Source organism: Micromonospora sp. CB01531 (assembly GCF_001905095.1).
GTDB lineage: Bacteria > Actinomycetota > Actinomycetes > Mycobacteriales > Micromonosporaceae > Micromonospora.
Genome location: NZ_LWLS01000079.1, coordinates 1 through 11128, shown reverse-complemented (window position 1 = coordinate 11128; position 11128 = coordinate 1). Strand labels below are relative to the sequence as shown.

Sequence of the window (11128 nt, the reverse complement as noted above, 5' to 3'; positions counted from 1 at the left end):
AACCGGTTAGAGGCCGTTGTTGCGGATCACCGTGCGATACCAGTGGGCGCTGCGCTTGAGCACCCGGCGCTGCGTCGGGTAGTCCACGTAGACCAGTCCCCAGCGCTGGTCGTATCCCTCGGCCCACTCGAAGTTGTCCAGCAGCGACCAGACGTGGTAGCTCTCCAGCGGCACGCCGTCGAGGATGGCCCGGTGAGCGGCGGCGAAGTGGTCGCGGAGGAAGTCGATCCGGGCGGTGTCGTCGACCGTGCCGTCCGGGGCGAGCGTGTCCGGGCAGGGCAGCCCGTTCTCGGTAATAGTGAGCGGGATCGGGCCGTAGTCACGGGTGACCCGGGTGAGGATGTCGTACATCCCCTCCGGGTAGATCTGCTGCCACTCCGCCCCAGAGGTCGGCCACTTCCGCACCGTCGTGCCCTGGCCGGTGACGTAGATGGGCGTGTAGTACTGCACGGCGAGCAGGTCCACCGGGCTGGCGATCACCGCGAGGTCGCCGTCGCGGATCCCGCGCACCATCCGGCTGTCCGCACCCAGGTCGGCCAGCACGTCCTGCGGGTAGGCGCCCGTGAACACCGAGTCCAGGTAGAGCCGATTCTCGTAGCCGTCGTAGAGCCGGGTCGCGGCCGCCGCCTCGGCGGTGTCGTCGGCCGGGTAGCAGGGGTGCAGGTTGAGCGCCGGGCCGATCCTCCCTTCGACGCCAGCGGCGCGCAGCGCGCGTACGGCGAGGCCGTGGGCGAGCTGGAGGTGGTGGGCGACCAGATAGGCGGCCGCCGGGTCCTGCCGGCCGGGCGCGTGGTGCCCCGACAGGTAGCCGTTCTGCACCACGGTCTTCGGCTCGTTGATGGTCAGCCAGGCCGGTACCCGGTCGCCGAGGGCGCGGAAGACGATGTCCGCGTACGCGCCGAAGCGTTCGGCGGTGTCCCGGTTCTCCCAGCCGCCGGCGTCCTGCAGGGCCTGCGGCAGGTCCCAGTGGAACAGGGTGGCCATCGGGGCGATGCCGCGCTCGTGCAGCCCGTCCACCAGCCGCCGGTAGAAGTCGAGGCCGCGCTGGTTGGGTCGGCCGGAACCGTCGGCCTGGATGCGTGACCAGGAGATGGAGAACCGGTAGCTGCGCAGCCCGAGGTCGCGCATGAGGTCCAGGTCCTCGGCGTAGCGGTGGTAGTGGTCGGCGGCGACGTCACCGGTGTCGCCGTTGCGGGTCCGTCCCGGGGTGCGGCTGAAGGTGTCCCAGACCGACTCACCCCGGCCGTCCTCCTTGGCCGCCCCCTCGATCTGGTAGGCCGAGGTGGCCGCGCCCCAGCCGAAGTCGGGCGGGAAGCGCAGCGCCCCGGACGAGGCGCCCCCCTCCGGGGCGGGACCGGGTGTGTCGTCGCAGCCGGCGACGGCGGCGGATGCCACGGTCCCGGCCGCGGCGGCGCCGGCCAGCCCGGTCCGGACCGCGCGGGCGGCGGTCGCGGAGAGGGCGGCGCGCCGGAGCAGGCGCCGTCGGGTGAGTAGCGACATGGGCGTTCTCCTCGGGATGACTGGCCGCCCTACGGGCCGGGAGCGCTCCCAGCATAGGCCAGGCGCGACCGGCCGCGTGCCGAGGGCGGACCGCGCGGGTCTTTTCCCGTCGACAAGGGAGGTTTAGTGTGGGGACGGGGAAGGGCAACCCCCGTCCCCACCTGTGATGCACACGCGCATGAGTGGAATTGGCGTCCGGTCGTGCGTGTCGCGCGGGAGCCGGGCCACGCGAGTGGCTCTGGTTCCACCTCCCGCCGGTGTCGGTGGGTGAGAGCCTCCTGGGTCGGGGTGCCGGGCAGGAACGGTCCCGGCTATCGATCCCTGACACGGCCGGGTCGACCACCTTCCCGGGCGCCTCCGTCCCCCCGCGCACGCCCGACGGCGCGTGGAGGCGCCTCGCCGGGCCGTACGGTTCCGGCCTGGTCCGAGGAGACACCGCGCACATGGTGGCCAGGCCCACCCCGTGGCTGAGGTCGACCGGGCCCAAGAGGAACCACATCGCCCGGTCGACGAACGGCCTGACACCCTACGGTCAGGCCGGGTGGGCCGGCCGTCCGGCCGACGCAGCGGACGGGCCGGCCCACCACCACGCCCAAAGACGAACTTGCCGCGAAAACGCCCGAGAAAATCCAGCCGTCACGGGATCACGCGACGGCCGCGGACGGAGTAACGTACATCACCGGAGAGGCCGCTCCCCCCGTGGCGGCCTCTCTCTTATTGCTCCCGCCCGCCGTCCCCATCGGACGGCATGACCGGGTGCCGCAGCCCCGGATGACCGGGCGGCAGCGAACGTCGGATCACCAGCCAGCTCACCGCCAATGCCGCCGCGACCAGCGGCCAGGTCAACGCCACCCGGGCCGCCACCAGCGCGACCACCTGGCCGCCGAGCCACAACGGCACGAAGACCACCAGCCGCAGCAGATAGGTGGCCGCCCACACCCAGCTGGCCCGGCCGTACGCCCGCAGCAGCGCCGGATCGCGACGCCAGCGGGCGCGCTGCCCGAGCGCCGCGCCCACCACCACCCCGAGCAGCGGCCAGCGCACCACGACGCTGACCATCCAGGCCAGCGCGCTGGCCGCGTTGGACACCAACTGCACCAGGAAGAAGTCGCTGGCCCGCCCGGTGCGCAGGGCGATCAGCGCGGCCACGCAGACGGCGAGCAGCCCGATCAACACCGACCGCGGACGGTCCCCGCGGCGCAGCCGCCAGCCGGCCACCGCCGCCCCGCCCACCAGCGCCGCCAGCACGCCGCCCCACAGGCCAGCCGCCAGCCAGCCCACCGCGAACGCCGCCGGCGGCAGGGTCGCGTCGAGCGCTCCCCGCCGGCCTCCGAGCAGGTCCGCCAGGGACTCCGGCCGCTCCCGGGTCGGCCGCTCCCGCTCCGGTGTGCTGGTCACTCGCCACCTCCTCCGATCGATCCTCAACATAGCCAGAGGCGCGACGGGCGCCCAACGAGCGCCGGAGGCGGCCGGCCGTTAAGTTGTGCGGGTGCGCACGACGGCGAGGGGCGGGACGGCGGTCTGGTTGGTCGTACTGGCCCTGGCACAGGCCGCCGCGTTCCTGCTGGTGTGGCGTGTCGCCGTGCATACCACGCCCGGCCAGTGGATCGACACGGTCGCGTTGACCGGCAACCGGATCGGCCAGAGCCGTATCGACGGGCCGGTGGACCGGATCCTCAACGCCATGTCGGTGGTGTCCCTGCTGGCCGCGACCGCGGTGATCGGCTTCATCGCGCTGATCCGCGGCCGCAAGGCCCTCGCCGTCACCGCCACCCTGCTGATCGCCGGCGCCAACGTCAGCACCCAACTGCTCAAGCACAGCCTGACCCGCCCCGACTTCGGCATCGACCCGGCGCGGGCAGCCGTCGGCAACAGCCTGCCCAGCGGCCATACCGCGGTGGCCGCCTCGGTGGCTGTCGCGCTGATCCTAGTGCTGCCGCCGAGGGTGCGGGCGGTGGGCGCGTTCCTCGGCGCCGGCTACGCCGCCGCCGCCGGGGTGGCTACCCTTTCCGCCGGCTGGCACCGACCCAGCGACGCCGTCGCCGCGTACCTCCTGGTCGGGATCTGGGCGGCGGTCGCCGGCCTGGTGCTCCTCGTCTTCCAGCGGGAACGGGCGAAGATCTCCCCGGCCGACGCACACCCGAAGGCCGCCGCCGTGCTCGGCCTGGGCGGCGCGCTCGCGCTCGTCGCGTCCGCGCTGGCCCTACTCTGGCTGGCCCGACTCTCCGACACCCCCGCCGACGAACTCACCCGCCGGCCCCTCTTCATCGGGTACGCGGGCAGCGCGGCTGGCATCGCCGGGACGATCGCGGTGGTGGCCGCGCTGGTCCTCGCGCTGGTGCACCGCCTGGTGCCCCGTCACAAGGGTTGATCAGCGGTAGTAGGTGCCGACCATGGTGCCGCTGGCGATCTCCTTGTCGGTCAGCGCCCGCTGCACGTCGGTGACCTGGGGTGTCTCCGGCAGTTCCAGCGGCCGCTCGAGGGCGTAGAGCCGGAAGAAGTACCGGTGCGGGTCCTCGTGCGCCGGCGGGTGCGGGCCGCCCCACCCGGTGCTGCCGAAGTCGTTGGGCCACTCCTGGCCGCCCAGCGGCACGCCGCCCTCGGCGACCCCGCCGGACCGGGGCGAGATCCCGGTCACCAGCCAGTGCAGGAAAGGAGTCTTTCCGGCGTCCGGGTCCTCGACGTACAGCACGAGCTCGCAGGCCGCGTCGGGGACCTGGGACCACTCCAGGGGCGGCGAGACGTTTCCGCCCTCGCGGGAGAAGCGTCCCGGTAGCAGGTCGTGGTCGTTGAAGGCGGTGCTCCGCAGCATGATGCCGGCCATCTTTCCGCGCCTCCTCCTCGTCGTCCCGCCGCGCGTACCCGGCGGGTGGGCGACGAAACGGCGGGTGGCAGGCTGGCAGGCCAGGCAGCCGACCGGGAGGGGCCCATGGAGACCGTACGAGTGGCGTTCCGGGACGAGTGCGGGCGGCTGGAGGAGGTGCTGCGGGGCCTGGCCGAGGCGGACCTGGACCGGCCCACGCCCTGCCCACCCTGGGCGGTCCGCGACCTGCTGGCACACGTGTCGACCGGCGCGGGACGCCTCGTTGACATGCTCGCCGCCCCGGCGCCCGAGCGGGCGGAGGTGGATGCCGCCGGCTACTTCGGGGCCGCCAAGTTCACCCCGGAGGTGGACAGCGCCCGGATCGACAGTGCCCGACGGGAGGCGCGCCAGCTGGCCGGCGTAGCCGAGGTGGCGGACGGCTTCGCGCGGGCCTGGCGGGCGGCCGACGCGGCGGTCGCCGCGCAGCCGCCGGGGCGGCTGGTCCGCACCCGGCACGGCGATGCGATGACGCTCACCGAGTTCCTGCGTACCCGGGTGGTGGAGGTCGGGGTGCACGGCCTGGACCTGGCCGACGCGCTGGACCGGCGGCCCTGGCTGACCCCGACGGCGGCGCAGGTGGTGGCGGACCTCCTGACCAACGGCCGGCCGGTGCCGGACGGGCTCGGCTGGGACCCGCTGACCCTGGTCCGCAAGGCCACCGGCCGGGCGCCGCTCACCGACCGGGAGCGGACCCTGGTCGACCGGTCCGGGTTCCGCTGGCTCTCCTTCGGCGGCTGACCGCTCCGGCGGGGCCGCCGCGCCGGGCGCCGACAGGCGGGAGCGCTCGCCTGGCGGCCGGCGTCGCCGGCCGGCGGGTCAGCGGTCGGCCGGGGTGGTGCGCCGCAGGTGGTCCAGGACGATCGGGTCGATCCGGCCGGGAACGAGGCGCTCCTCAAGGTTCTCCACCCCGGCCCAGGAGGCGAGCGCGTCGTCCAGGCCGGCCGGGCCGACCGGGTGGCCGGCGGCGGCCAGGCGCGCGGCCACCTCGTCGGCGAGCGGGCCGGCGAGGTCCCGCAGGGTGGCCGGATTGGGCTTGCCGAAGAGCATGGTGTGCGTGTCGAGCAGGCGGCCCAGCTCGGTGACCGGGTCGGGGTGGTCGTCCACCCGCAGGTCGACCAGCTCGTCGCCGGTGCCGGCGTAGCCGCCACGGTGCTGCACCACCAGCAGGCCGGCGCTCTGCCGGCCGCGCCGGTCACCGCCCGCCCGGTCACCGGCCTGCAGCGCGGCCAGCAGCCGCCGGGGGAAGGGCAGCTCGGCCCCGCCCAGCCAGGCGTCCCGGATCGCGTCGATGACCTGCGGCCCGGCCAGGATGTTGCCCTGTGCCGCCCAGCCGTCACCGGCCTGGCCGCCGGACCACGGGTGGCAGCGCGGCCCGGTCCAGGTGGCCCCGTCGCCGGTTGTCCCGACGACGCCGAGCTGCCGGTCGTCCCGGCCCGGGTCGGCGGCGACCAGGCCGGCCACCACGTCCGCCGGGGCCACGCCGGTCCGCAGCAGCGCCAGCCCCTGCGACCGGTAGGCCAGGTTGACGTGCGCCTGGGTGGCCACGGCGCCCACCTCGGCCTCGGCGGCCGAGACCAGCGCACCGGCGGCGAGGAACTTGCTGGCCACGGCGACGCCGTGCAGGCGCCTGTCGGCGGAGCGCGCCACGATCGAGAAGGTCACGCGCGGATGGTAGCGCCGGCAGCAGGTTCGGACGATCCCGCGCAGGCCGCGGGGCGATGGTTCAGAAGGGCGGCTTGGCCGCCTCCGGCGGCTTGCCCCGCGCCCGGCGGGCGTCGGCCAACGCCACCGCAGCCAGCACGACGGCGGACACGGCCGAGGCGATCAGCGGCGGGTAACGCAGGAGCAGCGGCACCGAGGCGAGCAGGACCAGCATCGCGATCCACCGGGACGGCGACACCCGGCCGAAGACCTCGTACTCGAACCGGGCCCGACCGGCCAGAAAGACTGCCGGGCCGAGGATGATCAACACGACCCAGGCCGCCTCGGTCCGATGCAGCGGATGCTCGATGGTCAGCTGATAACCGATGGCGATAGCGGCAATACCGACCAGCATGACGCCGTGGGTGTCGGCGGCGGACCGGCCGATCGTCGCGGGGTATCGCGCCTTGAGGACCGCCTCGCCGAGGATCTGTCCGGCCCGCTGGAAGTAGATCCGCCAGAGCAGGATCGAGGTGAGCAGCGCGATGGCGAAGGCGATGGTGGGGTTGGCGCTGAACGGACGCGCGCTGTAGGAGAACCCGGCCACGATGATCGTCTCACCGAGCGCGACCAGGAAGAACTGCCGGTAGCGCTCGGCCAGGTGCTCCCCGGCGATGTCCCAGCGGGAGATGGCGGACCGCCCCAGTCCAGGCACCGGCCAGCCCGTGCGCCCCGCCAGGTACTCGATGCCCAACGCCACCGCCCACAGCACGATCCGAGGGTTGGTCGGCACGAACGCCCCGACCAGCCAGAGCACCCCGGTCGCGCTGGACGTGATCAGCATCCGCACCTTGAGCCGCCGGTTCTGATGGTGACCCAGGGTGATCATCAGGATCAGCGGTCGGGAGACCTGCGTGACCACATACGCGACCGCGAACGCCAGGCCGGTCACCCTGAACGCGCGGGGGATGGCCACCCCCATCACCATGCTGCCCACCAACGCGATGATCACGATCGCCTGGATCGAGGTGTGGTACGGGTCGTACCGGCTGGTGGTCCAGGCGGTGCCCTGCCACACCGTGTACAGCGCCAACAGCAGCAGCAGGGTCTTGCCGCCGCCGGTGATCGGCGAGAACCCCGTGGTCCCGCCCGGCTCCAGGGCCAGGTCCTGGAAGGAACGAGCGGTGATGCGGGTGAGCGCGAAGACGAACACCAGGTCGAAGAAGAGCTCCAGGAACGTGGCGCGGGTCGACACCGCCGCGGCGCTTGTGCGCTTTTCGCGATCGACCTGCCCACCGGTCTCGTCACCGGTCGTCATGGTCGGCAGTTCCCGCCGTAGCTCCAGGCCACCTGGCAGTCGTAACACGCGCCTCCGGTGCTCCGGCCCGTATCGCCTGGATTGCCGTCACCAGGGCGGTGCCGGCTCGCCGGCACGCCGCAGTCCACTCGCCCGGCGTGGTCGGGGCGTCGGTCGGGGGCGGCATCTTCCTCAGAACGGTGGGGCGGCCTCCTCGGGTGGGCGACCCCGGGCCCGGCGGGCGTCGGCCACCGCCACCCCGAACAGCACCACGGCGGCAGCCACCCCGGACGCCAAGGTCGCCACGTGCAGCAGCAGCGGCGCCGACGCCAGGAGAACCAGGATGGCCACCCAGCGCGACGGCGACACGCGGCCGAAGACCTCGTACTCGAAGCGGGCCCGACCGGCCAGGAAGAGCGCCGGGCCCCCGAGGGTCATCGCGACCCACACGCTGTGGCTGTGCCCTGCCGGATGGTCGGCGACCAGCTCGAAGCCGATCGCGGTGGCGACCACGCCGATCACCATCACCAGGTGGGTGTCGGCGGCAGACCGGCCGATGGTGGCGGGATGGGCGGCCTTCGTCACCGCCTCGGCCAGGATCTGCCCGGCCCGCTGCACGTAGATCCGCCACAGCAGCACCGAGGTGACGAGCGCTGTGGCGAAGGCGGCGGCCCTGTACAGGCCGGGGGGCCGCTCGCTGAATTCCAGGCCGGCGACGAGGATCGACTCGGCGAGCGCGACCAGGAACAACTGCTGGTACCGCTCGGCCAGGTGCTCCCCGGCGATGTCCCAGCGGGAGATGGCAGAGCGGCCCATCATGGGCACCGGCCAGCCGGTCCGCATCGCCAGACCCTCCAGGGCGAGGGCGGTCGCCCAGAGCGCCACCCGCGGCACGGTGGGCAGGAACGCCCCGGTCAACCAGAGCACGCCGGTCACCCCGAACGTGATCAGCATGCGTTGTTTCACCCGGCGGTACGGGTGCCCGCCCAGCGCCGCCAGCAGGATCACCGGCCGGCTCACCTGCGTCACCACGTACGCGACGGCGAAGGCGAGCCCGGCCTGGGCGAACGCCCGGGGGATCGCCACCCCCATCACCATGCTGCCCACCAGGGCGATGATCACGATGGCCTGGATCGAGGTGTGGTACGCGTCGTACTGGCTGGTCGTCCATGCGGTGCCCTGCCAGATCGCCCAGAGCGCGAGGCCCAGCAGCAGGGTCTTGCCGCTGTCGGTGACCGCCCGCCACACGATTCCGTGTCCCGGTGCCACCGCCAGGTCCTCGAAGGCGCGGGTCCCGATTCGGGCGAGCACGAAGACGAACACCAGGTCGAAGAAGAGTTCGAGGAAGGTCGCCCGTTTCGCGGCGTCCTCGCTTTGCAGCCGACCCGGCGGTTCGGCGGCCGTCATGGTCGCCTCCCCCCGTCGGTCCAGCCCATCTGGCAGTCGTAACACTCTTTCCGGTTCTGTTGGCGTCTATCGTGCTTTTCGATCGGGTCGGGACCGGTCCGGATCTTGCTCAGGGGGACGGCGAGCGGGCACGATCGACCAGTGACGATCAGATGGGGCATGACGGTTCCGCTGAGCGGCATCCCGCTCGCCGACCACGCCCCGGTCTACGCGGCCCTCGACCGGGCCGGCTTCACCGACGTCTGGTCGTCGGAGGTGGCCGGGGCCGACGCGTTCACGCCGCTGGCGCTCGCCGCCGCGTGGCAACCCCGGCTGCGCCTCGGCACGGCGATCGCCCCGGTCTTCACCCGAGGGCCCGGGCTGCTCGCGATGAGCGCCGCCGCGCTCGCCGAGGCCGCCCCCGGCCGGTTCGCCCTCGGCATCGGCGCGTCCTCGCCGGTGCTCGTCCGTGACTGGAACGCCGGCCGGTTTGAGGAGCCGTACCAGCGGACCAGGGACATGCTGCGCTTCCTGCGCGCCGCGCTGTGTGGTACGCGTCGTACTGGCTGGTCGTCCACGCGGTGCCCTGCCAGACCGCCCAGAGCGCGAGCCCCAGCAGCAGGGTCTTGCCGCCCTCGGTGACCGCCCGCCACACGATTCCGTGTCCCGGCGCCACCGCCAGGTCCTCGAAGGCGCGGGTCCCGATCCGGGCGAGCGCGAAGACGAACACCAGGTCGAAGAAGAGTTCAACCTGGCCTAGCGAGGAATCCCGGTCCCTTCGAATCGCGTCACGAGCCTGGACGTTTCTGGTTTTCGATGTACTCACGGATGACGGCGAGGGGTGCTCCACCGCACGATCCGGCGAAGTACGACGGCGACCACAGGTGGCCGTGCATGATGTGCCGGTTGATCCGGCCGGTGAACTCCTGCCGCAGGTAGTGCGCGGAGACGCCCTTGAGCCGGTTGACCAGGGTTGAGATCGGTAGTTTCGGTGGGTAGTGGACGAGCAGGTGGACGTGGTCGTGGTCGCCGTTGAACTCCCGCAGTTCCGCGCCGAGCTTCGCGCACACGTCAGCCATGATCTGCCCGCACCGAGTGAGCATGGCGTCGTTGAGCACGTCCCGCCGGGACTTGGTGACGAAGACAAGATGGACGTGCAGGTTGTAGACGACGCTGCGGCCTCGCCGGACGTCGGGGTCTGGGGTCCATCGGGGTGACATAGGCCAGACGGTATACTGTGGACGTGAAGCTGGTCGTGCAGGTGCGGCTGTTCCCCGACGCCGGCCAGGAGGCGGCGTTGCGGGACACGCTGAGCTTGTGCAACGAGGCCGCGAACCTGGTGTCCGGCGAGGCGTACCGGGCGCGGGTGTTCGGCAAGCAGTCGTTGCAGCGGCTCACCTACGGTCGGCTGAAGGCGATGGGGTTGTCGGCTCAGCCTGCGATCCATGTCGCCCGCAAGGTCGCTGGCGCGTACGCCACCCTGAAGGCCAACATCGGTGCCGGTAACCTCGGCAAGCCCGGGTCGAAACGCCGCCGCAACGCCGAGGCGAAGCCGGTCGGGTTCCGTCGGGACGCCGGGCAGCCGTTCGACGACCGCTGCTTGTCCTGGCAGATGCAGACCCGCACGGTCTCCATCTGGACCATCGCGGGGCGGCAGGCCGGCATCCGCTTCGGCTGCTCCGAGCAGCAGTACGCCACGCTGGCCGCCCACCGCAAGGGCGAGTCCGACCTGGTGCACCGCGACGGCAAGTGGTACCTGTACGCCACCTGCGACATCCCTGACATGGAGGTGAAAGAGCCTGACGGGTTCCTCGGCGTGGACCTGGGCCTCGCAAACATTGCCACCACCAACGACGGGACCCGGCACAGCGGCAAGGGGTTGAACCGGGTCAGGCACCGCAACCAGCGGCTGAGGGCCAAGCTCCAGCGCATCGGCACCAAATCGGCCAAGCGGCTGTTGAAGGCCCGCCGCCGTAAGGAAGCCCGGTTCGCGGCCGACACCAACCATCGCATCGCCAAGCAGATCGTGACCGAGGCCGAACGCACCGGCCGCGGCATCGCCCTGGAAAACCTCACGGGCATCCGCGACCGGGTACGGCTCCGACGGCCCCAGCGGGTCACCCTGCACTCGTGGGCATTCCACCAACTCGGCCAGTACATCGCCTACAAAGCCGCCCGGGCCGGGCTGGCCCTCGTCCACGTGGACCCGGCGTACACCTCGCAGGGCTGCTCCGCCTGCGGGCACATCGCCAAGGCCAACCGGCCCAACCAATCCACCTTCCGATGCACGTCGTGCGGCTTCGCTGAGCACGCCGACGTGAACGCAGCCCGCAACATCGCCACCCGCGGTGCTACGGACTGGGCAGCCGCCAGCCTGCCAAACGCGGCGTGACCGATGCAGCCAGCACCGAGCACGATCTGCAAGCTCGGCCCTTCAGGAC

Annotated in this window: 10 protein-coding genes and 2 pseudogenes; 4 read left to right on the top strand and 8 right to left on the bottom strand. The window is 72.5% G+C overall.

Annotated elements, in window-relative coordinates; all coding sequences use genetic code 11:
• Positions 1-6: 6 nt before the first annotated feature.
• Both A6A27_RS22840 and A6A27_RS22835 read right to left on the bottom strand, forming a co-directional pair.
• Entirely contained in the window at positions 7-1500 is a 1494-nt protein-coding gene (locus tag A6A27_RS22840) for a GH1 family beta-glucosidase (RefSeq protein ID WP_073836695.1), read from the bottom strand.
• A 714-nt stretch (positions 1501-2214) separates the two neighbouring features.
• Positions 2215-2898, bottom strand: a complete 684-nt coding sequence (locus A6A27_RS22835; RefSeq protein ID WP_073836694.1) for a DUF3159 domain-containing protein — start codon at positions 2896-2898, stop codon at positions 2215-2217.
• Positions 2899-2983: 85 nt separating this feature from the next.
• Between A6A27_RS22835 and A6A27_RS22830 the strand changes: the two genes are divergently transcribed.
• On the top strand, positions 2984-3871 hold the full coding sequence (locus A6A27_RS22830) for a phosphatase PAP2 family protein (protein WP_073836693.1): 888 nt from the start codon (positions 2984-2986) through the stop codon (positions 3869-3871).
• Here A6A27_RS22830 and A6A27_RS22825 read toward each other — a convergent pair whose 3' ends face one another.
• On the bottom strand, positions 3872-4324 hold the full coding sequence (locus A6A27_RS22825; protein WP_073836692.1) for a YbhB/YbcL family Raf kinase inhibitor-like protein: 453 nt from the start codon (positions 4322-4324) through the stop codon (positions 3872-3874). It lies immediately after the preceding gene.
• Positions 4325-4429: 105 nt separating this feature from the next.
• Here A6A27_RS22825 and A6A27_RS22820 point away from each other — a divergent pair, with 105 nt between their 5' ends.
• A complete protein-coding gene (locus A6A27_RS22820; protein WP_073836691.1) occupies positions 4430-5101 on the top strand; it encodes a maleylpyruvate isomerase family mycothiol-dependent enzyme in 672 nt (223 codons plus the stop codon).
• Between the two features lie 78 nt (positions 5102-5179).
• Here the strand turns inward: A6A27_RS22820 and A6A27_RS22815 are convergent, their stop codons facing one another.
• The 3 genes from A6A27_RS22815 to A6A27_RS22805 all read right to left on the bottom strand — a co-directional run bounded on the left by A6A27_RS22815 (position 5180) and on the right by A6A27_RS22805 (position 8708).
• A complete protein-coding gene (locus A6A27_RS22815) occupies positions 5180-6025 on the bottom strand; it encodes a DUF1028 domain-containing protein (RefSeq protein ID WP_073836690.1) in 846 nt (281 codons plus the stop codon).
• A 61-nt stretch (positions 6026-6086) separates the two neighbouring features.
• A complete protein-coding gene (locus tag A6A27_RS22810) occupies positions 6087-7370 on the bottom strand; it encodes a low temperature requirement protein A (protein ID WP_241825404.1) in 1284 nt (427 codons plus the stop codon).
• A 123-nt stretch (positions 7371-7493) separates the two neighbouring features.
• The gene (locus tag A6A27_RS22805; protein ID WP_073836688.1) at positions 7494-8708 is read right to left on the bottom strand and encodes a low temperature requirement protein A; all 1215 of its coding nucleotides are present in this window, start codon (positions 8706-8708) and stop codon (positions 7494-7496) included.
• 159 nt (positions 8709-8867) lie between these two features.
• Here A6A27_RS22805 and A6A27_RS22800 point away from each other — a divergent pair.
• Positions 8868-9240, top strand: a pseudogene (locus A6A27_RS22800) (LLM class flavin-dependent oxidoreductase); the annotation flags it as partial.
• Between the two features lie 39 nt (positions 9241-9279).
• Here the strand turns inward: A6A27_RS22800 and A6A27_RS46140 are convergent.
• Positions 9280-9417: pseudogene (locus A6A27_RS46140) on the bottom strand (low temperature requirement protein A); the annotation flags it as partial.
• A gap of 58 nt (positions 9418-9475) precedes the next feature.
• Positions 9476-9907: an IS200/IS605 family transposase gene (gene tnpA, locus A6A27_RS22790; protein WP_073836687.1), complete on the bottom strand. Its 432-nt coding sequence runs from the start codon at positions 9905-9907 to the stop codon at positions 9476-9478.
• A gap of 23 nt (positions 9908-9930) precedes the next feature.
• On the opposite strand from tnpA, the gene A6A27_RS22785 reads away from it, so the two are divergent.
• Positions 9931-11079 (top strand): RNA-guided endonuclease InsQ/TnpB family protein, encoded by a 1149-nt coding sequence (locus A6A27_RS22785; protein WP_073836739.1) that lies wholly within the window; start codon positions 9931-9933, stop codon positions 11077-11079.
• The last annotated feature ends 49 nt before the right edge of the window (positions 11080-11128 follow it).